The 23,483-nt window shown below is 32.2% G+C and carries 26 protein-coding genes; 25 read left to right on the top strand and 1 reads right to left on the bottom strand.

What is annotated here, in order from left to right; all coding sequences use genetic code 11:
* The first annotated feature begins 62 nt into the window (after positions 1 to 62).
* The 4 genes from HALSAC_RS0106970 (at position 63) to HALSAC_RS0106955 (ending at position 2,823) form a co-directional block, all read left to right on the top strand.
* Positions 63 to 734 carry a DUF554 domain-containing protein gene (locus HALSAC_RS0106970; RefSeq protein WP_027339668.1) on the top strand — a complete coding sequence of 224 codons (672 nt, stop codon included), beginning with the start codon at positions 63 to 65 and terminating at the stop codon, positions 732 to 734.
* Between the two features lie 217 nt (positions 735 to 951).
* A complete protein-coding gene (locus HALSAC_RS17645) occupies positions 952 to 1,911 on the top strand; it encodes a M23 family metallopeptidase (protein WP_051412108.1) in 960 nt (319 codons plus the stop codon).
* A 50-nt stretch (positions 1,912 to 1,961) separates the two neighbouring features.
* A complete protein-coding gene (locus tag HALSAC_RS0106960; RefSeq protein WP_027339667.1) occupies positions 1,962 to 2,393 on the top strand; it encodes a bactofilin family protein in 432 nt (143 codons plus the stop codon).
* Entirely contained in the window at positions 2,374 to 2,823 is a 450-nt protein-coding gene (locus tag HALSAC_RS0106955; RefSeq protein ID WP_035571371.1) for a GNAT family N-acetyltransferase, read from the top strand. Before HALSAC_RS0106960 ends, HALSAC_RS0106955 begins: the two co-directional genes overlap by 20 nt.
* Positions 2,824 to 2,863: 40 nt before the next feature.
* Here the strand turns inward: HALSAC_RS0106955 and yyaC are convergent, their stop codons facing one another.
* Entirely contained in the window at positions 2,864 to 3,484 is a 621-nt protein-coding gene (gene yyaC / locus HALSAC_RS0106950; RefSeq protein WP_027339665.1) for a spore protease YyaC, read from the bottom strand.
* A 187-nt stretch (positions 3,485 to 3,671) separates the two neighbouring features.
* Between yyaC and HALSAC_RS0106945 the strand changes: the two genes are divergently transcribed.
* The 21 genes from HALSAC_RS0106945 (at position 3,672) to pflA (ending at position 23,435) form a co-directional block, all read left to right on the top strand.
* The gene (locus HALSAC_RS0106945) at positions 3,672 to 4,700 is read left to right on the top strand and encodes a YkvI family membrane protein (protein WP_027339664.1); all 1,029 of its coding nucleotides are present in this window, start codon (positions 3,672 to 3,674) and stop codon (positions 4,698 to 4,700) included.
* An 88-nt stretch (positions 4,701 to 4,788) separates the two neighbouring features.
* Positions 4,789 to 5,928: an alanine racemase gene (gene alr, locus HALSAC_RS0106940; RefSeq protein ID WP_035571464.1), complete on the top strand. Its 1,140-nt coding sequence runs from the start codon at positions 4,789 to 4,791 to the stop codon at positions 5,926 to 5,928.
* Positions 5,929 to 5,933: 5 nt separating this feature from the next.
* Positions 5,934 to 6,803, top strand: a complete 870-nt coding sequence (locus HALSAC_RS0106935; protein WP_027339662.1) for a mechanosensitive ion channel family protein — start codon at positions 5,934 to 5,936, stop codon at positions 6,801 to 6,803.
* 128 nt (positions 6,804 to 6,931) lie between these two features.
* Positions 6,932 to 7,123 carry a DUF951 domain-containing protein gene (locus HALSAC_RS0106930; RefSeq protein WP_027339661.1) on the top strand — a complete coding sequence of 64 codons (192 nt, stop codon included), beginning with the start codon at positions 6,932 to 6,934 and terminating at the stop codon, positions 7,121 to 7,123.
* Positions 7,124 to 7,254: 131 nt separating this feature from the next.
* A complete protein-coding gene (gene ychF / locus HALSAC_RS0106925) occupies positions 7,255 to 8,355 on the top strand; it encodes a redox-regulated ATPase YchF (protein ID WP_027339660.1) in 1,101 nt (366 codons plus the stop codon).
* A 122-nt stretch (positions 8,356 to 8,477) separates the two neighbouring features.
* Positions 8,478 to 8,762, top strand: coding sequence for a 30S ribosomal protein S6 (gene rpsF, locus HALSAC_RS0106920; protein WP_027339659.1), 285 nt, complete (start codon positions 8,478 to 8,480; stop codon positions 8,760 to 8,762).
* 23 nt (positions 8,763 to 8,785) lie between these two features.
* A complete protein-coding gene (locus tag HALSAC_RS0106915; protein WP_027339658.1) occupies positions 8,786 to 9,199 on the top strand; it encodes a single-stranded DNA-binding protein in 414 nt (137 codons plus the stop codon).
* 23 nt (positions 9,200 to 9,222) lie between these two features.
* On the top strand, positions 9,223 to 9,441 hold the full coding sequence (gene rpsR / locus HALSAC_RS0106910; protein ID WP_027339657.1) for a 30S ribosomal protein S18: 219 nt from the start codon (positions 9,223 to 9,225) through the stop codon (positions 9,439 to 9,441).
* A 102-nt stretch (positions 9,442 to 9,543) separates the two neighbouring features.
* Positions 9,544 to 9,861, top strand: a complete 318-nt coding sequence (locus HALSAC_RS0106905) for a MazG-like family protein (protein ID WP_027339656.1) — start codon at positions 9,544 to 9,546, stop codon at positions 9,859 to 9,861.
* 3 nt (positions 9,862 to 9,864) lie between these two features.
* Complete coding sequence (locus HALSAC_RS0106900; RefSeq protein WP_027339655.1) at positions 9,865 to 10,773, top strand: DUF2232 domain-containing protein; 909 nt, start codon at positions 9,865 to 9,867, stop codon at positions 10,771 to 10,773.
* Between the two features lie 71 nt (positions 10,774 to 10,844).
* Positions 10,845 to 11,291, top strand: coding sequence for a 50S ribosomal protein L9 (rplI, locus tag HALSAC_RS0106895; RefSeq protein WP_027339654.1), 447 nt, complete (start codon positions 10,845 to 10,847; stop codon positions 11,289 to 11,291).
* Positions 11,292 to 11,303: 12 nt separating this feature from the next.
* Positions 11,304 to 13,172, top strand: a complete 1,869-nt coding sequence (lonC, locus tag HALSAC_RS0106890) for a Lon family ATP-dependent protease (RefSeq protein WP_027339653.1) — start codon at positions 11,304 to 11,306, stop codon at positions 13,170 to 13,172.
* Positions 13,173 to 13,185: 13 nt separating this feature from the next.
* On the top strand, positions 13,186 to 14,520 hold the full coding sequence (dnaB, locus tag HALSAC_RS0106885; protein ID WP_027339652.1) for a replicative DNA helicase: 1,335 nt from the start codon (positions 13,186 to 13,188) through the stop codon (positions 14,518 to 14,520).
* 187 nt (positions 14,521 to 14,707) lie between these two features.
* On the top strand, positions 14,708 to 15,565 hold the full coding sequence (locus tag HALSAC_RS0106880) for a sensor histidine kinase (RefSeq protein WP_245579437.1): 858 nt from the start codon (positions 14,708 to 14,710) through the stop codon (positions 15,563 to 15,565).
* Positions 15,562 to 16,029 carry a hypothetical protein gene (locus HALSAC_RS0106875; protein ID WP_156924148.1) on the top strand — a complete coding sequence of 156 codons (468 nt, stop codon included), beginning with the start codon at positions 15,562 to 15,564 and terminating at the stop codon, positions 16,027 to 16,029. The genes HALSAC_RS0106880 and HALSAC_RS0106875 overlap by 4 nt, the downstream gene beginning before the upstream one ends.
* A gap of 94 nt (positions 16,030 to 16,123) precedes the next feature.
* A complete protein-coding gene (locus tag HALSAC_RS0106870) occupies positions 16,124 to 16,741 on the top strand; it encodes an accessory gene regulator ArgB-like protein (RefSeq protein WP_027339649.1) in 618 nt (205 codons plus the stop codon).
* Positions 16,742 to 16,747: 6 nt separating this feature from the next.
* Complete coding sequence (locus tag HALSAC_RS16830) at positions 16,748 to 16,870, top strand: AgrD family cyclic lactone autoinducer peptide (protein WP_084804364.1); 123 nt, start codon at positions 16,748 to 16,750, stop codon at positions 16,868 to 16,870.
* Between the two features lie 225 nt (positions 16,871 to 17,095).
* Positions 17,096 to 18,391, top strand: a complete 1,296-nt coding sequence (gene purB / locus HALSAC_RS0106860) for an adenylosuccinate lyase (RefSeq protein WP_027339648.1) — start codon at positions 17,096 to 17,098, stop codon at positions 18,389 to 18,391.
* A 137-nt stretch (positions 18,392 to 18,528) separates the two neighbouring features.
* Positions 18,529 to 19,815: an adenylosuccinate synthase gene (locus tag HALSAC_RS0106855; protein WP_027339647.1), complete on the top strand. Its 1,287-nt coding sequence runs from the start codon at positions 18,529 to 18,531 to the stop codon at positions 19,813 to 19,815.
* A gap of 357 nt (positions 19,816 to 20,172) precedes the next feature.
* Complete coding sequence (gene pflB, locus HALSAC_RS0106850) at positions 20,173 to 22,389, top strand: formate C-acetyltransferase (RefSeq protein ID WP_027339646.1); 2,217 nt, start codon at positions 20,173 to 20,175, stop codon at positions 22,387 to 22,389.
* A 311-nt stretch (positions 22,390 to 22,700) separates the two neighbouring features.
* Entirely contained in the window at positions 22,701 to 23,435 is a 735-nt protein-coding gene (gene pflA, locus HALSAC_RS0106845) for a pyruvate formate-lyase-activating protein (RefSeq protein WP_027339645.1), read from the top strand.
* Positions 23,436 to 23,483 lie beyond the last annotated feature (48 nt).

Genomic DNA, 23,483 nt, shown 5'->3' with positions numbered 1-23,483 from the left:
TGGGTAATGAGTGAAGAGTAATACTTATGTAAGTTTAATAATCAAGAAAGAAGGGAAGTTTAATGAGAGGTACAATAGTAAATACCATTGCTATCTTAGCTGGTGGTGGAATTGGATTATTTTTAGGTGATAAGTTTGAAGATAGATTTAAAGATATAGCTATGCAGGGCTTAAGTTTGGCTGTACTACTTATTGGTATGAAGATGGCCTTAGAAGGAGAAAACATATCTTTAATAATTTTTAGTTTGTTAATTGGTGGATTAATAGGTGAATATATTGGAATTGAAGATAAGCTTAATCAAATGGCTAAGTTATTAGAAAGTAAATTTGGAAACAAAGGAAATATAGCAGAAGGTTTTATTCAATGTAGTTTAATATATTGTGTAGGAGCAATGGCTATTATGGGAGCAATACAAGACGGTATTTTAGGTGATCCTTCAACTTTATATGCTAAATCCTTATTAGATGGATTTTCAGCAATTGCCTTTGCTTCTACCTTAGGGTTAGGAGTTTTGTTATCAGCAATTCCAGTTCTTATTTATCAGGGTACTATTACATTATTAGCAAGTAGTATATCTATTTTTTTAACAGATTCTATTATTAATGATATGACAGCTGTTGGTGGTTTATTGATAATTGGGATATCTTTTAGTATGTTTAATCTAACAAAGTTGAAAGTAGGTAATCTATTACCATCAGTTTTTGTGATAATACTTCTCTCGTACATATTTTAGAGATAATTCTATAAATAATTATAATAAGTAAAATCATCGAATATAGATAATTAAGCTACATTTCAAATAAAAAAATATGGAAAAATGATAAATAAAAAATAAAATTGAAATCTTAAGTTTAAAAAGGGAAAAAGTCTTTTATGTTGAATAATATAATAATAAAGCGGTTTTAGTATGTTCTAATATTATATTATCATAAAAGAAGGGGGACCTAGGTATGTCAAATTATTATAAAGAAAAAAATAAAATAACTTTTAAGATTGTTCCTCGAAATCAAAATAATATAAAGACTTATAACATATCTAAAGGACTAATAAAATTATGTTTGACTCTTATTTTAGTGGCTATAGTATCATTAGTAGGATCTTTAGCTTACTTTTATAGAGAGCATAGTATATCGTTAGATATGATAAACAATTTAGAAGATATTAGATATAAAAATAATAGTATTAGTCAAGAAAATGAATTTTTAAAGGAACAATTATTTGAATTAACTGGGGAGATAGAGAAGGTTAGAGATCAATTTGGTGATGTTATAACGGAAAACCAACAAATAAAAGAGTTGATAGAACTTAATGATCAAATAAGTATGAGTGATTTCAAAAATAATATGGAACAAAATGTTGGATATTATACTTTTGATGATCCTGAAAACTCTACTGTAGACCTAATTAAATATGCACAAGCAAATTTAGATATGCTAAATGAAATTCTACCAAAACAAAGACAAAATTTAAATCAGTTAAGAGAAGAGGTTGTAGAGTATGGTAATTATTTAGAAGCTAAGCCAAGGGGGTGGCCTGTTCGAGGAGGAGAAGGTCGAATAACTTCTGGATTTGGTGATAGACTCCACCCTGTTTTACAAAGAGAAGTATTTCATAGCGGTATAGATATTGGTATCTGGTATAATCATAAGATTATTGCAACAGGAAGTGGAAAAGTTGTTTTATCAAGAAATCATGGGGGGTATGGAAGAACGGTAATTATTGATCATGGCTATGGATATAGGACTTTATATGCTCATAATAATAGGCTTTTAGTTGAAGTAGGGGATAAAGTTGAAAGAGGAGATGTAATTGCTCTTTCTGGTAATTCAGGTCGTAGTACAGGTCCACACCTTCATTATGAAGTACAGTATAATGGAGATCCAGTAAACCCAAGGGAATATATAAATTAATCTAGGCTAAGTATAATATAAATAGTTATCTATAAGGGGGATATTATAAAATGTTTGGAAAGAAAAAAAAGAAGAAGAATGCTAAAAATGTCGGGACTATAATAAGTAACAGTACTAAGATTGAAGGAGTTATTAAGGTTGAAGAGTCAATTCGAATTGATGGTGAGTTAGAAGGAGAGTTGATAACTAAAGGGGATGTTTACATAGGTAGAGAAGGTAAGTTGAAAGCAAACGTTACAGGTAGCAATGTAATGATTGCCGGGAGTGTAGAAGGAGATGTTAAGGCAGATGAGAAATTAGAGATTGTTGAATCAGGAAAGTTGATAGGTGATATATGTATCTCTAATTTAATAATTCATGATGGCGCAACCTTTAAAGGTAGTAGTAGATCCAAGATGAATTCAAATAATATTGAAGATAAGATGAAAGAAACTAAGAGAGAAGATAAATCAGAGAAGAATAATGGTAAAAAAAAAGTGTAGCAAAATAAAGATTAAAAAGACTAATAATAAAGATGAATTAGAAAGATCTTTAAATTTAAGAAAAGAAGTATTTGTAAAAGAGCAAGGGGTTCCTCTTAGCTTAGAGGTGGATGAGAAGGATGAGGGAGCAATTCACTTTATAGGATGCTTAGATAAAGAAGTTATAGGTATTTGTCGTTTGCTTATTAAAGATGATCTGGCTAAGTTAGGTAGGATGGCTGTAAAAAAAGAGTTTAGGGGAAAAGGTATTGGTACTCAGTTAGTAAGAGAAGTGTTACAATGGGCCAAGAGTAAGGAAGTTAAAAAGGTATTCTTGAATGCTCAAGAGGATGCAGTATCTTTTTATAAAAAAAGAGGATTTAATGTAGTTTCAGGTAAGGTATTTGAAGAAGCTGGAATTAATCATATTAAGATGACTATAGAATTATAATAATTAAAGCTTTAATCCCCAAACAAGGGGATTAAAGCTTTTAATTATAGATGCTTTTTATAGATTGAACTAGAGAATAAGCAATTATTTTAGACATTTGTACAACTATATGTAACCTGGTGCTTTGTAAGACGAAGTATTCCATATAACCTGATACATTAACTAAACCAGTTATATGGATATCTCCAACTTCAGGTAAGTTTTTATTAACTCCTGAACCTGGTTTTAATGCGCCATCATTTATACTTATTGATCCAACGCTACTACTCTTACCTAGACTGGCATCTATTGCAATAATAAAGGGGTTGGAGTAGTTTTTATCTATATAATTTAAAGTCTCTTGAAGATTTTTAGCATGGACTGGTGATTCTAAAGAACCTAGGACACTTACTTTTTTATCAAAATTAAAATTATTTAATTTTGATCCAGTTAAAGGGCCAAGAGAATCTCCAGTTGACCTATCACTTCCAATACATATTAATACTAGGTCTTGATGTAAAGGATCATATTTATTTTTTAACTTGTGTTTTATTAATTTTTTCAAATTATTAATCGCTAAAGGATCATTAATGTCAACTCTGCTTTGTTTCAATAATTTTTGACGCTTAAGTTGTTCTTGGCTGTTTTTATTAAATTGTATTAAGCTTTTTAATTTATCCATTTTTACACCCTCATTTACATTAAGATTTGAGATTAATTTTACCCTATATATTTATATTAAATTAAAATAATGATTTTTATTAAGGTGTTTATTTTTAATATATGTAATTTATTACCGAGATAAACTGTAATCTTTTTCCTAAATTTATTTAATCATCCTATCATATATATAATTAAGGGGTGATGGTGTGAAGAAGAGTCTTCAAGTTGCATTAATATATATTGGTGCTGTAATTGGAGCTGGTTTTGCTTCTGGTCAGGAGATATTACAGTTTTTTGTTATATACGGAAACAAAGGTCTTTTTGGTATTTTGTTATCAGCTTTGTTCTTTAGTTTTTTAGGAGTTAGTTTTCTTAGTATGAGTTATAATTTAAATGTTAATGACTATAAAGAATTATTTTATAAAGTTGGTGGTAAAAGAGTTGGTTTTTTGTCAGATTGGATATTGACCTTATTTTTAGTAGGAAGTTTGATCGTTATGTTATCTGGAAGTAAAGAGGTTGTTGGGGAATTATTTGCTATTCCTGGTGGATTAGGTTTGTTATTAACGATAATTATTGTAGCAGGGGCCAACTATTATGGAGTTGAAGGGATAGTAAAGCTAAATGTTATATTTATTCCTCTTTTGATTGGAATATTAGTATTTACTTCAATTAATCTAACAGAAGCTTTTGATTATAATTTTAAAGAAGAGGTAATAGGTCTTAGGTGGTTAAGCTCATCTTTTATCTATACTGGATATAATTTGATTTTAGCCTTAACTGTCTTATTACCATTAACTTTAGAGTATGACAAAAAGGAACTTTTAAGTGGAATCTTTATAGGAGGAGTATTATTAGGTGGGTTGGCACTAACTATTGCTCATATACTTTATCTATATTATCCTGCGATATCTAAAAGTGAAGTTCCAGTATTAAATATTATATATGTTTATAAAAGGGGTCTATATTACCCTTATGCTATTACTTTATGGGCAGCAATGATTACTACAGCAACTTGTAATCTGTATGTTTTAGTTGATCGCTTAAATAAAGATTATAATATATCAAGGGGCAAGGGGCTTTTTTATATTTTGTTTTTAATAGTACCTATTACTAGATTGCCTTTTTCTAAGTTGGTTGAATTAATTTATCCACAGCTTGGCAGAATAAGTCTAGGGTTATTCTCTCTTTTAATGATCAAATACTTAGGGGGATTTTTATTTAAAGAGAGCTAGGATTAATAAAAAAAATGAGTTAAAATAAAGGTGAGGTAATTTTCGAAAAAATACCGGAAAAGAGGAAGTCTTGGAGGAAGGGATAATAATGGAGATTAAGAATTTAAGGCCTACTTGGGTAGAGATAGATTTAGATGCAATTGAGGAGAATATCAGGTCGGTTAAAAGTAGAATTAATGAAGGCGTTAATATAATGGCTGTTGTTAAAGCAAATGCTTATGGTCATGGAATTATTGAAATTGCTAAAATTGCTTTGAAGGTAGGTTGTAAATGCTTAGGTGTTGCTACTGTTACTGAAGGGATACAATTAAGAAGGGAAGGGATAAAAGCTCCTATATTAATCTTAGGAACTTTATATTTTAATCAGGTAGATGATGTTTTAAAGTATGATTTAACCCCTACTATTTATAGCTATGATTTGGCAGAGTATCTTTCTGGATTTGGTCAAAAGGTTAAAGTTCATATAAAGCTAGATACTGGGATGGGAAGGATTGGTTTACTACCTGATCAGGCTCTAAAGGAGATAAGAAGGATAGCTCAGTTACCTAATCTAGAGATAGAAGGGGCTTTTACTCACTTTTCTATGGCTGATACTAATGAGGATTATACAATGGAGCAATTAGAGAAGTTTAATAGGGTAATCTCTTCTTTAAAAAGTGAGGGTATTGAGATTCCTATATTACATACAGCAAATAGTGGAGCAATTATTAATTTCCCACAGACTCATTATAATTTAGTTAGGATGGGGATAATTATGTATGGTCTTTATCCTGATAAACCCTTAAGAAGAAAGATAAAATTAAAGTCTGCACTAAAGTGGAAGGCTAAAATTGTTTATTTAAAAGAAGTTGAAGAAGATACCAAGATAAGCTATGGGGGAAGGTATACTACCAAGAAAAAGACTAGAATAGGAACTTTGCCAGTAGGGTATCATGATGGTTATTCTAGAGCTTTATCAGGAATAACGGAGGTTTTATTTAAGGGCCAACGAGTTCCGGTGATAGGTAATATATGCATGGATCAGATGATGATAGATTTAAGTGGTACTGAGGCTGAAGTTGGTGATGAAGTTACTTTAATAGGTGAAGATGTAGGTGATAATATAGAGGCGAGTGAATTAGCTGAAAAATTAAATACAATTAATTATGAAATAATCTCAAGGATTTCTCCTAGGGTACCCAGGGTATTTTATAGAGGTAAAGAAATAATAGATATTAGAGAGGAGTGAAATTAATGGAAAAGATTTTAGATGGTTTTAATCAAACTTTAGATTATATTGGAAGCAGGGCTTGGGATCCAGATTTCTTATTAAATTTATTAAGTGTTGTAGTTCAGATAGCACTTATAATAATTGCTGGAAGGTTATTGATGAGATTTGGTGGCTTTATTATTGATAGGTTTTTTGAGGACAAGCAGAAGTATGATAAACATTTAAAGCGTAGAAACAATACACTAAAGATAGTATTAAAGAGTGCTTTAAGATATACTCTGTATTTTATAGGTGGTACTATGGCTTTAGAGGTTTTAGGAGTTCCAACTACATCGATAATAGCTGGTGCTGGTGTAATTGGTTTAGCTGTAGGTTTTGGTGCTCAAAATTTGGTTCAGGATATAATTACAGGATTTTTCATTTTATTTGAGAAGCAATTTGCGGTTGATGATTATGTAAAGTTTTCTGATGTGGAAGGAATTGTGGAAGAAGTTGGATTGAGAGTGACAAAGGTAAGGAATTTTGATGGAGATTTACATATTATCCCCAACGGAAAAATTGATCAGGTTACAAATTTAAGCACTACTACAAGAAGGGTAGTAGTTGATGCTGCAATAGATTATAACCAAAATATTCAAGAGGCTATTGATGTATTAAAGGGATTGGCCCAAGAAGTCAAAGAAGAGTACTCTGTTATTAAAGAAGGGCCAACAGTTCAAGGGGTTCAAGATTTAGCAGACTCTAGTGTTAATATTAGAGTGGTGGCTATGGTTGAACCAATGGATTCTTGGCAGATAGGAAGGGTATTGCGCCAAAAAATAAAAGAGAGATTTGACCAAGTAGGGATATCAATTCCTTATAACCATATGGTTATCGTAAATAAGGAAGATTAGGTGTTGGCCCTTGTTTTTTATGGTAATTAATTATATACTATTACATGGATTATTTAACGGATATCCAATCATCCTTAAGGTTTTTTGAAAGCAATTAATTATTATAAAAGAGATTGGGGGAGAAGGTTATGGATTTTTCTGTTGGCGATATCGTTAAATTTAAAAAGAAGCACCCTTGCGGAGAGGATCAATGGGAAATTTTACGTACGGGAATAGATTTTAGAGCTAAATGCTTAGGTTGTGGTAGGGTAATTATGCTTCCAAGACCTAAGTTTGAAAAAAGTGTTAAAAAGATAGTAGATAGAAGTAATAAAGCGTAAGTTCAATTGATAGTTTAAAATTGATAATTGATAGTTAAGAACCTTAAATCTAAAAACTCTAATAAGATTTTGACTTTAACTATCAATTGTCCACTATCAATTATCAATTATATAAAGGGGAGTATTTTAATATGGGAATGAAATGTGGAATTGTAGGTTTACCTAATGTAGGTAAATCAACTTTATTTAATGCAATTACTGAAGCAGGAGCGGATTCTGCTAATTATCCATTTTGTACTATAGATCCAAATGTGGGAATAGTAGATGTTCCAGATAAAAGGTTGGATAAATTAACAGAGGTTATTGGTCCTCAAAAGACTATTCCAACTGCTATTGAGTTTGTTGATATTGCTGGCTTAGTAAAAGGAGCTAGTAAAGGTGAAGGGTTAGGAAATAAGTTCTTAGCTAATATTAGAGAAGTAGATGCTATTGTTCACGTTGTTCGTTGTTTTGATGATGAGAATATTACTCATGTAGAGGGAAGTGTTGATCCTTTACGTGATATAGATATTATTGATATGGAGCTGATCTTATCTGATTTAGAGAGTGTTACTAAGAAGAGAGAAAAGACTGAAAAACTACTTAAGACTGGTGATAAAATTTATAAAGAACAATTAGCTGTTTTAGAGAAAGTAGAGAGTGTTTTAGAAGAGGGTGATCCAGCTAGAAGTGTTGGTCTATCTAAAGAAGAAGAAAAGCTGATTAGGGATTTGAATTTACTAACATTAAAACCTGTGTTATATGCTGCTAACGTAGGGGAAGAAGATCTTATAGATGATGAAGATAATCAATTAGTAGCTAAAGTAAAAGAAAAAGCTTCACAAGAAAAAGCCAAGGTAGTTACAGTAAGTGCTAGAATAGAAGCAGAGATTTCTGAACTTGATGGTGAAGAGAAAGAAATGTTCTTAGAAGAATTAGGTATAAAAGAGTCTGGTTTGGATAAGCTAATTAGGGCTGGCTATGAACTCTTAGGGCTAATCACCTTTTTTACAGCTGGTGAAAAAGAAGTTCGGGCTTGGACTGTTAAAAGTGGATCAACTGCACCACAATCTGCTGGTGTAATTCATACAGATATGGAAAGAGGATTTATTAAAGCAGAAATTGTAAGCTATGAAGATTTAATTGAAGTGGGGTCTTTTGCTAAAGCGAGAGAAGCTGGTACCTATAGATTAGAAGGTAAAGATTATATCGTTAAAGATGGTGATGTATGTTACTTTAAATTTAATGTATAGTTAGCTATTGGCTAAAGAACTCAATAAAAAGGTTGAAATCTAAGTAAGAGGGTGTTATAATTTATTATGTTATTCCATGCTCTCTTAGTGAGGGCCATTGACCAAATGGGGAGGTGAAAGATATGAGAAATTATGAAACTATGTTCATTATTGATGCTAATTTAACTGAAGAGGCAATAGAAGGTGTAGTTGAAAAGATGACAAGCCTTATTGCTGATAATAACGGAGAAGTAGTTAATGTAGATAATTGGGGCAAGAAAGAGTTGGCCTATGAAATCGACAAACAAACTGTAGGTTATTATACATTAGTAAACTTCAAAGGTGATGCTGATACTGTAGCGGAACTAGAGAGGGTTTATAAGATTGATGACAATGTAATCAGATATTTAATTCTAAAGGATGAATAATAAAATCAAGGTGGTGTCTTCTTGTGCTTAATAAGATTGTATTGATTGGTCGCTTAGCTCAAGATCCAGAGTTACGTTATACTGCAAGTGGAAAAGCTGTTGGTAATTTTGCTGTAGCTGTAGAACGAGACTATACTAATCAACAGGGAGAAAGAGATGTTGATTTTATAAGAATTGTTGTTTGGGGAAAACAAGCAGAGACTTGTGCAAACCACCTAGGTAAAGGAAGATTGGTTGCTGTTGATGGAAGATTACAGATTCGTTCTTATGAAACAAAAGAGGGACAACGTAGGACAATCTCAGAAGTTGTAGCTAATAATGTTAAATTCTTAGATTGGCCTAGTGACAATAATAATCGCAATAGTAATAGAAGTAATAATCAAAAGAATAATCAACAAGGACAATATATTGAAGAGGATATAGAAGTCCCTTTCTAAAATGTATAAAGGGGGGAAATTAAATGGCGGCACGCGGAAGAAGGAAATCTTGTGATTTCTGTTCTAATAAAATAGATAACATTGATTACAAGAAGGTTAATAGCCTAAGAAAGTATATAACTGATCGTGGAAAGATATTACCAAGAAGAATTTCTGGTAATTGTGCAAAACACCAAAGAGAACTAACTAAAGCAATAAAGAGAGCTAGAAATATTGCTTTATTACCTTTTAAAATTGACTAAGGGAAGGAGGCAGATAATGCCTCCTTTTATCTTTAAATTTGCAGGAAAAAGTATCCTGATGAAGAATTAGATTATAGATATATTTTAGCTAGGAGGTTCTCTATGAAAAAGTTTAACTCTGTAGAAGGTTCTATCACCAAGAACTTAAAGATAATCGAATGGTTAAAGACCGAGCTATTAAGTAATATATCCTTATTATTTAAAGTTATGATAAAACAGAATGAAATTAAGATCTTAGAGATCTTAACTAATATTATTATGTCTACATATTTATTAGCAAAGAGGCTAGGGTACTCTTTTGATCAAGTTGATAGAAGATTAGAGAAACAGATAGAAAACAATATTAATAATAAACATCAAATTGAAGTATGGTATGGAGATTTAAGTGAATTTTCAGAGCATCTAAAGGAGAGGAGATAATCGGTGGATTCTTTAGAGGTTAAGGGAATTGTTGAAGGGGCTTTATTATCTGGAATTACAGTTTTATTGGTTGTATTCTCATTTTTCATTCCATTATTCGGTGGTTTTGCTTTATTAGTCTCACCAGTCCCTATAATTATTTTAAGTGTCAGATGGGGAAGTAAAATAAGCATTCTATCTAGTTTGGTAGTAGGAATGATTTTGGGATCACTAATTGATCCAAGCTTTGCTCTTTTTTCTATCATAACTATAGGGTTAATTGGAGTAAGTATGGGCTCTGCTTTAGAAGAAGGTTTTTCGTCTAAGATTGTATTTCTAATAGGGGCAACTGCTGTTACACTGGCTATCTTATTATTGGTTTTTATTAATATCTATATATTAAATGTTGATATACTTGCTTTATTAGATGAGGTTTTTAGAGATTCTTTAGAGATTTATAGGAGTATAGGGATTTCTGAAGACCAAATAGAGGCAGCTGGTCAAACAGTAGAATTAATGCAATATATTATTAGAGTGGCTTTTATATCTATAATCTTTTGTCTGGGAATGGTGGTTTCAGCTGTTAATTATTACTTTAGTATAGTTGTTTTAAAAAGACTTAACTATGATTATTCTCTTGATTTTTCTTTTAGAAGGTTAAGATTTCCTAAATGGTTAGGATATATATATATATTATCGGTTTTACTTATAGGTACCGATATTGGTAAAAATATATTTATTATAAGTAATTTCTTGGTCTTAGCTCAAGGGATAGGAGTTACTTATTATTATTTGCTTAGATTTAAGCTCAAGAAAGCTATTATATTGTTTTTTCTGATCTTAATTTTACTTATCCCGTTTGTTAATCATTTGATATTAGTAATAGGGCTTTTAGATATTTGGATTGATTTTCGTTCATTAGAAAAAAGTTAAAGCTATGGTATCAATACATTATTGTAATGATAAAATAGCTATTATATAATAAGAGACAATGGGGGGATATTATGAAAGTAATATTGCAGAAGAATGTTAAAGGGTTAGGAAAAAAAGGAGAAGTAGTTGAAGCTTCAGATGGTCATGCTAGAAATTTTTTAATCCCAAGAGGTTTAGCAAAAAAGGCTAATGAAGGTAATGTGAATACATTAAAAGAGAAGAAAAAAGCAAAAAAGCGTAAAAGAAGAAGAGAATTAGAAGAAGCTAAAGCCAAAGCTAAAGAGCTTGAAGGTGAAATCTTTGAGATAAAGGTTAAAGCTGGAGATAATGGTCGTTTATTTGGTTCAGTTACCTCTAAAGATATAGCTAATAAGATTAAAGAGGTTACTGGAGAGAAAATTGACAAGCGAAAGATAGATTTAAGTTCTCACATTAGAAGTCTTGGAACTAAAAAAGTAAGTATCAAGTTACATAAGGATGTAACTGTAGAGATTAGGGTAAAGGTTGTCCAAGCTTAGAAAGGGGATCAAATGACAGATAAAAAAGTAAAGAACCAAAAGGAGCAGTTAGAGAATAAGATTACTGCTCTTTTTGATCTTTTATCTGAATTATATGGAATAGATAAGCTATTGTTGAAAGCAGGCAAACTTGATATTTTAGATATTCTAGAGTCGGAATTAATAGATGATAAATTGATTGCACTACAAAAATTGATTTTTGATCTTCCTATAGTTGATGATGTTCCTAAAGAAGTTGAAGCTAAGATATCTCTTCTAGATGATCTTGAAGAAACTTTAACTGATAAATTGGCTAAGAAGTCTATTAAAGAAGAGATAGAGAATAAGATAAATGAGAAGTTAGAGTTAAAGCACCAAGAGTATATTAAAGAGATAAAAGAAGAGATAGTTCGTCAAGAAGATAAGGATAATACTGTTGATACACCCCAGATGTTAAAAAAATATATTGAACTAGAGTGCTTAGAAGAGAATGGTCTTAATATTTCAGCTAATAATCTACTAAGACCTAAAAGTTTAGAGGAGATTATTGGACAAGAAAGAGGTACTAAGGCTTTATTAACAAAATTGGCTTCACCATATCCTCAGCATATTATTATTCATGGACCACCAGGAGTAGGTAAGACCACTGCTGCTAGGTTGGCTTTAGAGATGGTAAAAGGGATGGATAATACACCCTTTGGAGAAAAGGGCCAATTTATTGAGGTGGATGCAACTACTTTGCGCTGGGATCCAAGAGAGGTGACCAATCCTTTATTAGGTTCAGTTCATGATCCGATTTATCAAGGGGCAAAAGGTAAGTTGGCCCAAGATGGGATACCAGAACCTAAGTTAGGATTAGTAACTAAGGCTCATGGAGGGATATTATTTATAGATGAGATTGGTGAATTAGATCCAATTTTACAGAATAAATTATTAAAGGTATTAGAAGATAAGAGAGTCCATTTTGATTCTTCTTATTACGACCCTGATAATGAGAATGTTCCTCAATATATTAAAAAGCTATTTAAGGATGGAGCACCAGCTGACTTTATTTTGGTTGGAGCTACAACTAGAAGTCCACAGGAATTAAATCCTGCTCTAAGATCTAGGTGTACAAGCATCTTTTTTGAACCACTGACTAAAGAGGAGATTGCAGGTATAGTGGAACAAGCTTCATCTAAATTGTCAATCAAGGTAGAAGAAGGGGTAGGAGAATTAATCTCTTCTTATACTATACAAGGAAGAGAAGCTATCAATATATTAATTGATGCTTACAATTTGGCCCTTTATAATAAAGGTAATATAATTAGAATAAAACATGTTTTAGAAGCAGTTAAATTGAGTAGATTGGTGCCTATTAATAAAAAAGAAGCTAATAATGAAAGTCAAGTTGGAAGGGTACTTGGTTTGGGAGTTAGCGGATTTTTAGGATCGATTTTAGAGGTTGAGGCAATCTCTTTCTCAGCTAGTGAGAAAGGTAAAGGGAGCTTAAACTTTAATAAGACTGCCGGTAGTATGGCTCAAGATTCTGTGGTAACTGCTGCTTCAGTTATTAGAAAAGTAACTGGAAAGAATATAAAAGATTATGATATTCATGTTAATATTGTTGGAGGAGCTAAAGTTGATGGTCCTTCAGCAGGTGTGGCTATTTTAGTGGCTATTATTAGTGCTTTAGAGGAGATTGAAGTTCGTCAGGATATAGCTATAACAGGTGAAATTTCACTACATGGTAAAATCAAGCCTGTTGGTGGTGTAATTGAGAAGATATATGGTGCACAGCAAGCGGGGGTTAAAGAGGTATTTATCCCTGCCGATAATAAATTAGACTTTGATGATATAAAGATTGATGTTATACCAGTTAAAAGTATTGAAGAAGTATTGGAGATGGTTTTAGCTGGATGAAGGAGGTTAGAAGATGGAAGAGTTAGACAGGGTTCCTCCCAATAGTTTGGATGCGGAAAAATCTACATTAGGTTCTATGCTCTTAGATCGAGATGCAATTGCTAAAGTTATAGAAATACTAAAGTCAGATGACTTCTATCGTCAAGCCCATTCTATTATATTTAATGCTATTAATCGTTTATTTGATAAGGGAGAACCTGTAGACTTGGTAACTATAACTGAAGAATTAAGAGAAAAAGAAGAGTTAGAAAGTGTTGGTGGTGCTTCTTATATTACTTCTTTGGTTAATAGTGTACCTACAGCTGCCAATGTAGAGTATTATGCTAAGATTGTTGAGGAGAAGTCTATCCTAAGAAGGTTAATTAAGATTTCTCATCAGATGTCACAATTGGCTTATGAGGGAGAAAATGAGGTAGCTCATATATTAGATAATGCAGAACAGTTAGTTTTTAATGTAACTCAAAGAAGAAGAGTACAAAGTTTTGATGGGATTAAAGATATACTGATGGAAACTTTTGATAATTTAGAAAAGTTATATAATCACAAAGGTGATGTAACAGGGATTCCAACTGGATTTAGAGATTTAGATAAGATGACTTCTGGATTTCAGCGGTCTGATTTAGTTATATTAGCTGCTCGTCCAAGTATGGGAAAGACAGCTTTAGCTTTAAATATTGCTCAGCATGCAGCAGTAAAGGAGAATGCTTCAGTAGCAATATTCTCTCTGGAGATGTCTAAGGCTCAACTAGTTCAAAGAATGTTATGCTCAGAGGCTCAAGTTGATAGTCATCGCTTAAGGACGGGCTTTTTAAATGAGAATGACTGGAGGAGAATATCTCAAGCTGCTGGTCGTTTAGGTGAATCTAAAATCTTTATCGATGATACAGCTGGAATTTCTGTAATGGAGATGAGGGCCAAAGCTCGAAGGATTCAGGCTGAGCATGGGCTTGATTTAATATTGATAGATTATTTGCAGTTGATGCAAGGTAGTGGTGGTAGTGAAAGTCGTCAACAAGAGGTCTCTGATATCTCTCGTTCTTTAAAGGGGTTAGCTAGAGAACTTGATGTTCCTGTTGTTTCTTTATCTCAGTTAAGTAGGGCTGTAGAGCAGAGAAATGATAAAAGACCTCAACTTAGTGACCTTCGTTCAAGTGGATCTATTGAACAGGATGCTGATGTTGTAGCTTTTATTTATCGTGATGATTATTATAATCCAGATTCTGAAAGAGCTGGAATTACAGAAATTATAATAGGTAAGCAGCGTAATGGTCCTGTTGGCACTGTGGAGCTTGCTTTTCAAAAAGAATATACTCGTTTTGTTGATCTAGCTAAACGAAACGAAGAATAAAACAGCAATTTTGCAAAATTGCTGTTTTATTATTGATTTATGCGCAGGTTTTTGTCATAAAATGTTGAAATAGATAATAAGGGTAATTTATGGGGGGAAGATCAATCTAGTGAATAATGAAGGAAAATAATAAATATATGTTGAATTATTTAGTAAATAATATAAAAGTACAAAGGAGGAATTGGAGTTGTTTAAAGAAGAATATATTATATTAATAGCATTGATACAATCTTTTTTATTAATTATATTATCATCTTGGCAAAAATTGGGTGTAATGAATAATTTATCATCTGTAATTATTAATATTATTCTCTTTATTTCTATTGGGCTATCTATATTAGCGATTATAATGGTTAAAGATTATTCAAGAATAATTAAGTTAAAAATTGATTATAAGGTGCAAAGGGTAAAAGATGAGGAGAATCTAAAGATGATTAAGAGTTTAAGAAGTCAGAAGCATGATTTTATAAATCATCTTCAGACTATTTATGGGATGATACAATTAAATAAGACTAAAGATGTTAAAGATTATATTAAGTCACTAAGTAAAGATTTAGTATCTGTAGATAAAAATAATGAATATTCTAATAATTCTCTTCTTGATTCTATACTCCTTCCTAAGAGAGATAGTGCTTTAAAATCTGCTATAGACTTTGATTATATATTAGATCCTAATATACATAAGATTAATTTGTCTTTAAACAAGATCTTTAGGTTATTATCTAATTTAGTTGATAATGCTATAGAAGCAACAGGTAACTTTAGTGGAGAGAAGAAAATAGAGGTAAGGGGTATAGATAAGGATCAGTTATATCTATTATCTGTTTATAATAGCGGGCCAACAATTGATAATAAGTTTATAGATGCAATTTTCGAGCCAGGTTTTTCTACCAAGGGAGAGGAACGGGGATATGGGCTATATATTATCAAGAATTTAGTAGAAGAGACAGGTGGACATCTAGAGATAGTCAGTAAGAAAGGTTATGGGACTGAATTTAGATGTCTTTTAAGGAAAAAAAGATTAGAAAAGGAGAAATTAATATGAGTATAATTTCTTATATTTTAATAACAATACCTGAGATTTTAATAACTTCCTTTATAGGGTTACAATTAGTAGGGGTTAAGGGGAGGTTTGGTGATTATTTAAAGATAGCTTTATTATATACCTTTGGTTTATGGTTAACTAGGGAGGTCTTTAATTTATATGGTCTACATTTCTTACTTGTTCTTGCTATTTTGGTTCTTGTCTTTAAGTTTATCCTAAGGATTAATTGGCTATTATCCTTTTTAGCTACAATAATTGGTTTTATGATCTTGGGAATCTCTGAGACTATTACTTTTAATTTAGCCTCGGGATTATTAGAATTAACATTTGATGAGATTAGATCGAATACTTTTCTTTTTTATCTGCTTGCATATTTGAGCCAAGCTTTTTTGGTAGTTATTGGAGGAATAATCTATCGCTATAACTACAGGTTAATTGACAGTTCGACAGTTAAATCGCCTTAGAATTATATTTTTTTACATTAAATTCATTGACATTCAGTGAATTAATTGTTATAATATGAATATAATTGTAAAAAAAATAAAAATGGTGATATCTATGTTAAAATTAAGCTTAGAAAAGATAAGTGTAAGGATAATTAATAATCTTTTTGATGATTTTTCTAAGGAGAAGAAGGAGATTATGGTCTTTGGATTATTAGCTATATTTTCTACCTTAATTGCGTATAGCTTAATTATTATTTTTTCTTCTTTATTTGGGGTACTATTATTTTCATTAGTAGGAGCAGTAAGTTTCTCAATTTTAAGGGTATTCTCTGGTGGAGTTCATGCTTTAACCTTTAAGGGGTGTATCTTATCAAGTGTTATCACCTTTATTCTTATTGGATTAAAGACAGACTATCTAATGGCATTTTTAGGAGTAAGGGAGTTATCCATATTATTTTGGTTTGTCTTTATATTAGCTTCTGTAATCATTTATCTTTATGTCCCTGCGCAAGTAGAGGAGAATCTAATTGAGGATGAATTAAAAAGATCTAAACTAAGAATATCTTCTTTTTTAGTTCTATTTTGTTTGCTTAGCTTTTATTTTTCTCTTACTTTGTTAGATAGTTTGCAGGGGGTCGTTTTAGCAGGACTTCTAGGTATATTATGGCAATTATTCACCCTAACTCCCCTTGCCTATAAACTATATAGAAGAAAATATATAAGGGGGTAATTATCTATGAAGATTAAAAAAGTGGCTGCTAACTTCTTAGAGAAGGTAGCTAAAAAGAGTTCTGATTCAGCTAGTTTACTGGTTAGCTATCAGCCTAAGGCACCAAAGGCTCTTAAAAAAAAGGATTAATGGTTAAACTAAAGACAAGGCTTCTAAAAGAAGCCTTGTCTTTAGTTATGTAAGAATAAGTTCATACACTTTATTACACTAAAGTATGAAAATATACGAAGGTTATAACAGTTAGTATTTTTAAAATTCGATATTAAGTTGACTTTTAATAATAATTTTGCTATGATATTAGTGTTGTTCAATTAAATTCCTAATATTATATGATATTATAGGAGGTTTTAATAAATGATAGGACGTTATACTTTGCAAAAGATGGGTCAAATTTGGGGTGAAGAGAATAAATTTAATAAGTGGTTAGAGATTGAGGTAGCAGTATGTCAAGCTTTAGCAGAAGAAGGAGAGATCCCTAAAGCTGACTTTGAAAAGATAAGAAAGAATGCTGCTTTTAGCTTAGATAGGCTTAAAGAGATTGAGAAGGAGACTAGGCATGATATTCTCTCCTTTTTAACTGCAGTAGCAGAGAATTTAGGTGAAGAATCTAAGTATATACATATGGGATTAACCTCTTCAGATATTAAGGATACAGCTAGGGCCTTACAGATGAAGGAGTCTTTGGAGTTGATAATAGATGATTTAAAGACTTTTAAAGATGCCTTAGCAGTCAAAGCAAATAAATATAAGATGCAAGTAATGATTGGACGTACTCATGGGGTACATGCTGAACCTCTTACTTTAGGATTGAAGCTTGCCAATTGGTATGCAGAGGTTAAAAGGCATATTCAAAGAGGAGAACAACTACTAGAAAGAATCAGTTTTGGGAAAATATCTGGAGCAGTTGGTACTTTTGCTAATATTAATCCAAAAATTGAAGAGAGAGCTTGTGAGATTTTAGGTATAAAAGCAGCTCCTATATCTTCGCAGATATTACAACGAGATCGTCATAGTGAATATTTATCATTTTTAGGTTTGGTGGCAAGTTCATTAGATAAATTTGCAACAGAGATTAGAAATTTACAAAGAACAGATATCTTAGAGATAGAAGAGTCTTTTAGAAAGGGACAAAAAGGTTCTTCAGCGATGCCTCATAAGAAGAATCCAATTATCTGTGAAAGGGTGTCTGGATTATCTAGAGTTGTTAAAGCAAATGTTAATGTTGGTTTTGATAATGTTAACCTCTGGCATGAAAGAGATCTTACTCACTCTTCGCCAGAGAGGGTAGTACTTCCTGATAGTAGTATTTTAGTTGATTATATGTTGACTAAGTTTATAGTTGTTGTAGAAAATCTAGGTGTATACCCTGAAAATATGAAAGCCAATTTAGAGAAAACAAAGGGATTAATCTTCTCTCAAAAAGTAATGCTAAACTTAGTAGATAAGGGATTACTTAGAGATGATGCTTATGCAATTGTTCAAAGAAATGCTTTAAAGGCTTGGGAGGGTGAAAAGACCTTCAAGGAGTTTTTATTAGAGGATGATGAGTTATTAGATAATTTAAGCCAAGAAGAGGTTGAACAGATATTTGATTATTCCTATCATTTAAGAAATATAGATGTTATTTATAAAAGGTTAGGACTGGAGTAAGGGCAGTGTCAGTTTGCAGTTAAGAATAAAGAATGCTAAAGAGTAAAGAATAGAGGATGAAAGGTTTTAAGAATTTAATTTTTTTAGCTGAAGGCTGAAAGCTGATAGCTGACAGCTAAACAAAAGGGGGCAATTTGATGTCAACAGTTGTTGTTGTTGGAACTCAGTGGGGAGATGAAGGTAAGGGTAAGATTACTGATATGATTGGTGAAGAGGCTAATGCTGTAGTTCGTTACCAAGGTGGAAATAATGCTGGTCATACGGTCGTGGTAGGAGAGAAAGAATATAAATTGCATTTAATTCCTTCTGGTATCTTATATCCTAATACTAAATGTATTATTGGAAATGGTGTTGTGATAGATCCTAAGGTGTTGATAGAGGAATTAGATTATTTGGCCCAAAAAGGGGTAGAGGTAGATAATTTCTATATTAGTTCTAAAGCTCATTTGATTATGCCATACCACCGTGCTTTGGACAAGGCTGAAGAGAAGCGAAAAGCCAATGATAAGATAGGTACAACTGGAAAGGGTATTGGCCCTGTTTATATGGATAAGATAGGTAGGTTTGGTATCAGAGTGGAGGATTTACTTGACGCTGATCTCTTTAAAGCTAAGGTTGAAGAAGCTTTAGAGTTAAAGAATCTGATATTAAAGAACGTCTATGGCTTAGATACCTTTAATGTAGAAGATATAGTAGAAGAGTACTTAGCTTATGCTCAAAGGATTAAAGAATTTATCACTGATACTTCACTATTGATTAACCAAGAGCTAGCTGATGCTAAGAATATTTTATTTGAAGGAGCACAAGGAACATTATTGGATATAGACCATGGTACTTATCCATTTGTTACATCTTCTAATCCAACTTCTGGTGGGGTTTGTAGTGGAACTGGTGTAGGGCCAACCAAGATTGATGGAGTTTTAGGTATTGTTAAGGCTTATACTACCAGAGTAGGTGAAGGGCCATTTCCAACTGAACTTGAGGGTGAGATGGGAGAGTATTTACGTAAGGTAGGTCATGAGTTTGGAACTACAACTGGTCGAGCTAGACGTTGTGGTTGGTTTGATGGAGTTATCTTAAAGTATGCAGTAAGGGTAAATGGATTGACCAGTTTAGCAATTACTAAGTTAGATGTTTTAGATGACTTAGATGAAATTAAGATATGTATCGGATATAAGTACAAAGGTGAGTTATTAGATGAGTTTCCAACTAAAGAGGAGATTTTGAAGGACTGTACACCTGTTTATGAAAAATTAGCAGGGTGGAAAGAGGATACATCTAAGATAAAAGAGTATAAGCAATTACCTGCTAATGCTAAAAAATACTTAGATAGAATATCTGAATTTGTAGGAACAGAGATTTCTATTGTTTCTGTTGGCCCAAAAAGAGATCAGACTATAACTTTAAAACCTAGTTTTAAGTAAAAGAAAAAAACACCTGCTAAGTTAACTTAGCAGGTGTTTTTTCTTTTACCACCTCCCCATATAGTTAGTTTATTAGTATATATCATCCAAAAGAACATATATTTTTAATATTAATTGGAATTATTTTACTTAAAAAATCAAACCTTAGTCAAGTGAGTTGTTATTATGAGAATTGTATGAAAATTATATCTTTTCACTAAATGGTAAATTTAATTGACTATAAAATAATAGTTATGTTATTATTGAAGCATAATTAAAGATATAGGTTTTATTTATTTGAAACTATTGGAGGAAGATGGTACAATCTAATTAAATAGTAATGATTATTAATACAAGCTTATAAGGAGGAGATTAGTGATGGAAAATTTTAAAGCTGGTAAATGGCAAGATGAGATAGAGGTTAGAGATTTTGTACAGAGAAATTATACACCTTATGAAGGTGATGATTCTTTCTTAACTGGAGAAACTGATAGAACTAAAAACTTGTGGGATCAGTGTTCTAAGCTTTTATGGAAAGAACTGGAAAATGATGGAGTATTAGATGTTGATGCAGATACAGTAGCTGATATCAATGCTTATGATGCTGGTTATATAGATAAAGATTTAGAAAAAATTGTTGGATTACAGACTGATGCACCTTTAAAGAGAACATTAAATGTTTATGGTGGTATTAGAATGGCCAACCAAGCTGCCCAAGCTTATGGGTATGAAGTAGATGATAATATAAAAGAGGTATTTACTAAGTATAGAAAAACACATAATGATGGGGTTTTTGATGCATATACTCCGGAATTAAGAGAAATTAGACGTTCTGGGGTAATTACAGGTTTGCCTGATGCTTATGGGCGTGGAAGAATTATTGGTGATTATCGTAGGGTTGCTTTATATGGTGTAGATAAATTAATCAAAGATAAAGAGGATGATAAGGCTAACTTGACTGGGCCAATGACTGAAGAGGTTATTCGCTTAAGAGAAGAGGTTAGTGAGCAGATTAAGGCTTTAAAAAAGTTAAAAGGTTTAGGAGAAACTTATGGTTTAGACTTAGGTAGACCTGCTAAAAATGCTTATGAAGCTATTCAGTGGACTTATATGGGATATTTAGCTGCGATTCAAGAGAATAATGGAGCTGCAATGTCTTTGGGTAGAGTATCTGAATTCTTTGATATCTATATTGAAGAAGATATGAAAGCAGGTAATTTAACTGAAGAAGAGGCTCAAGAGTTAATTGATGATTTTGTAATTAAATTGAGACTGGCAAGACAATTAAGAACTCCAGGTTATAATGAATTATTTAGTGGAGACCCATTATGGGTTACTTTGGTTATAGGTGGAATGGGTATTGATGGTAGACCATTAGTATCTAAGACAAGCTTTAGAATTTTAAATACTTTATATAACTTAGGTCCAGCACCTGAGCCAAACTTGACAATTCTTTGGTCTGAAAGGATGCCAGAAGGATTTAAGAGTTTCTGTGCTAAGGTATCTAAGGATACAAGTTCAGTTCAATATGAAAATGATTGTTTGATGAGACAGTCCTTTGGTGATGATTATGGTATTGCATGTTGTGTATCTGCTATGGATGCAGGTAAGGAAATCCAGTACTTTGGAGCTAGATGTAATTTACCAAAGACTTTACTTTATGCTTTAAATGGTGGTCGTGACGAGAAGAGTGGAGTTCAAGTTGGCCCTGAATTCACACCTTATGGAGATGATATATTAGATTTTGATAAGGTAATGGCTAGCTTTGATAGGTTTTTAGATTGGTTAACTGAGAAGTATGTAGATGCTTTAAATATTATCCACTATATGCATGATAAGTATGCTTATGAAGCTGTACAGATGGCATTACATGATACTGAGGTAGGAAGAATTATGGGCTTTGGTGTAGCAGGGTTATCTATAATTGCTGACTCTCTAAGTGCTATTAAATATGCTAAAGTTAAGCCTATCAGAAATGAAGAAGGTTTAATTATAGATTTTGAAATTGAAGGAGACTTCCCTAAATACGGTAATGATGATGATAGAGTTGATAGATTGGCAGTAGATGTTGTTAAGAAGTTTATGAATAAGTTAGAAAAGCATGATCTATATAGGGATGCTAAACATTCAATGTCTGTTTTAACAATTACTTCTAACGTTGTTTATGGTAAGAAGACTGGTGCTACACCTGATGGTAGAGAAGCTGGCGTTCCATTTGCTCCTGGGGCCAACCCAATGCATGGTCGTGACACTTCTGGTGCTGTAGCATCCTTAAACTCTGTTGCTAAGATTCCATATGATTATTGTCAAGATGGTATTTCTAATACATTCTCAATAGTTCCAAAGGCCTTAGGTGGAGATGAGAACTCTCAAGTTAGTAATTTAGTTGCTATCTTAGATGGTTATTTTGATAAAGATGCCCATCACTTGAATGTAAATGTTTTAGAGAGAGAGACTTTATTAGATGCAGTAGACCATCCAGAGAAGTATCCACAGTTAACAATTAGAGTATCTGGATATGCAGTTAACTTTATTAGATTAACACCAGAGCAGCAACAAGAGGTAATAGCTCGTACTTTCCATAAGGATATGTAGGGCGACGCAAGAAGTATCAAGTTTAAAGAAAGAAATAGTAACTCCGCCCACGAAGGGTTTATGGTTGTTATAAACCCTGAGGCCAGCAAAAGCAGTATCGAGTTAAAAAAAGAAATAGTAAGAAGGGTTTTTTGCTCTTTAAAAACTCGTAGAAATGGAAACTATCGAATTTAAGAGATAGCCTATCTATATAAAAGTGAAATTTTATAGAGGTATTTAATAATTTTTGTCTAAATAAGAAATTATAATAAAGGAGATTAGGGGGTGTTTATCATCGCCTAATTTTCTATTTTTAAAAGGGGGGGATGAATATGGGAAAAGGTTGGATTCATTCAGTTGAAAGTTTAGGAACTCAAGATGGCCCGGGAATTAGATATGTTATCTTTACCCAAGGTTGCCCCTTGCGTTGTAAATATTGCCATAATCCAGATACTTGGTGTATGGTAGATGGAGAGCAGATAGAAGTAGAGGAGTTAATGGAAAAAATATTAAGGTGCAAGGTTTATATAGACAAATCAGGTGGGGGAGTAACTATATCTGGAGGCGAGCCTACTTTACAGTTAGAATTTATAGATAAATTATTGACTAGATGTAAGGAAGAGGGGATTCATACTGCCGTAGATACTTCTGGTTATCTTGATAGAGATGATTTTAAAAAGGTATTAGAAAAGATAGATTTGGTTTTATTAGATATTAAGCAGATAGATGATTTGAAGCATCAAGAGCTTACAGGTGTTAGTAATGAAAAAATCTTGGATATATTAAAGCTACTTGAAGAAGAAAAACAAGACTTTTGGGTTAGGTATGTGATAGTTCCAGGGATAAGTGATGATATAGAGGATGTTAAGAAACTTAGCAATTTGTTGGCCCCGCTAAAGTATTTGAAGAAGGTAGAGCTATTGCCATATCACCAGTTAGGAGTTCATAAGTGGAAGGATTTAGGGATGAAGTATGAACTCGAAGGCTTAGAGCCTCCTTCTAGAGAGAAGATGGAAGAGGTACAGTCTATCTTTGTAGATCAAGGGATAGAAGCTGTTATTAAGTGATAGATTATAGTAATCAGGAATTTGTAACCAGTAATCAGTAAAATCTTA

This window comes from Halonatronum saccharophilum DSM 13868 (genome assembly GCF_000517025.1).
Lineage (GTDB): Bacteria > Bacillota > Halanaerobiia > Halobacteroidales > Halobacteroidaceae > Halonatronum > Halonatronum saccharophilum.
This window is presented reverse-complemented; position numbering and strand designations above follow the sequence as displayed.

What these genes read in the sequence shown, in the direction of transcription:
- alr (WP_035571464.1), top strand. Translation starts at nt 4,789, where the DNA reads ATGGAGATTAAGAATTTAAGGCCTACTTGGGTAGAGATAGATTTAGAT.
- HALSAC_RS16830 (WP_084804364.1), top strand. Translation starts at nt 16,748, where the DNA reads ATGAAGATTAAAAAAGTGGCTGCTAACTTCTTAGAGAAGGTAGCTAAA.
- HALSAC_RS0106930 (WP_027339661.1), top strand. Translation starts at nt 6,932, where the DNA reads ATGGATTTTTCTGTTGGCGATATCGTTAAATTTAAAAAGAAGCACCCT.
- dnaB (WP_027339652.1), top strand. Translation starts at nt 13,186, where the DNA reads ATGGAAGAGTTAGACAGGGTTCCTCCCAATAGTTTGGATGCGGAAAAA.
- HALSAC_RS0106955 (WP_035571371.1), top strand. Translation starts at nt 2,374, where the DNA reads ATGGTAAAAAAAAAGTGTAGCAAAATAAAGATTAAAAAGACTAATAAT.
- HALSAC_RS0106870 (WP_027339649.1), top strand. Translation starts at nt 16,124, where the DNA reads ATGTTAAAATTAAGCTTAGAAAAGATAAGTGTAAGGATAATTAATAAT.
- ychF (WP_027339660.1), top strand. Translation starts at nt 7,255, where the DNA reads ATGGGAATGAAATGTGGAATTGTAGGTTTACCTAATGTAGGTAAATCA.
- lonC (WP_027339653.1), top strand. Translation starts at nt 11,304, where the DNA reads ATGACAGATAAAAAAGTAAAGAACCAAAAGGAGCAGTTAGAGAATAAG.
- yyaC (WP_027339665.1), bottom strand. Translation starts at nt 3,484, where the DNA reads ATGGATAAATTAAAAAGCTTAATACAATTTAATAAAAACAGCCAAGAA.
- HALSAC_RS0106855 (WP_027339647.1), top strand. Translation starts at nt 18,529, where the DNA reads ATGTCAACAGTTGTTGTTGTTGGAACTCAGTGGGGAGATGAAGGTAAG.
- HALSAC_RS0106875 (WP_156924148.1), top strand. Translation starts at nt 15,562, where the DNA reads ATGAGTATAATTTCTTATATTTTAATAACAATACCTGAGATTTTAATA.
- HALSAC_RS0106960 (WP_027339667.1), top strand. Translation starts at nt 1,962, where the DNA reads ATGTTTGGAAAGAAAAAAAAGAAGAAGAATGCTAAAAATGTCGGGACT.
- HALSAC_RS0106970 (WP_027339668.1), top strand. Translation starts at nt 63, where the DNA reads ATGAGAGGTACAATAGTAAATACCATTGCTATCTTAGCTGGTGGTGGA.
- rpsF (WP_027339659.1), top strand. Translation starts at nt 8,478, where the DNA reads ATGAGAAATTATGAAACTATGTTCATTATTGATGCTAATTTAACTGAA.
- HALSAC_RS0106905 (WP_027339656.1), top strand. Translation starts at nt 9,544, where the DNA reads ATGAAAAAGTTTAACTCTGTAGAAGGTTCTATCACCAAGAACTTAAAG.
- pflA (WP_027339645.1), top strand. Translation starts at nt 22,701, where the DNA reads ATGGGAAAAGGTTGGATTCATTCAGTTGAAAGTTTAGGAACTCAAGAT.
- pflB (WP_027339646.1), top strand. Translation starts at nt 20,173, where the DNA reads ATGGAAAATTTTAAAGCTGGTAAATGGCAAGATGAGATAGAGGTTAGA.
- purB (WP_027339648.1), top strand. Translation starts at nt 17,096, where the DNA reads ATGATAGGACGTTATACTTTGCAAAAGATGGGTCAAATTTGGGGTGAA.
- rplI (WP_027339654.1), top strand. Translation starts at nt 10,845, where the DNA reads ATGAAAGTAATATTGCAGAAGAATGTTAAAGGGTTAGGAAAAAAAGGA.
- rpsR (WP_027339657.1), top strand. Translation starts at nt 9,223, where the DNA reads ATGGCGGCACGCGGAAGAAGGAAATCTTGTGATTTCTGTTCTAATAAA.
- HALSAC_RS0106935 (WP_027339662.1), top strand. Translation starts at nt 5,934, where the DNA reads ATGGAAAAGATTTTAGATGGTTTTAATCAAACTTTAGATTATATTGGA.
- HALSAC_RS17645 (WP_051412108.1), top strand. Translation starts at nt 952, where the DNA reads ATGTCAAATTATTATAAAGAAAAAAATAAAATAACTTTTAAGATTGTT.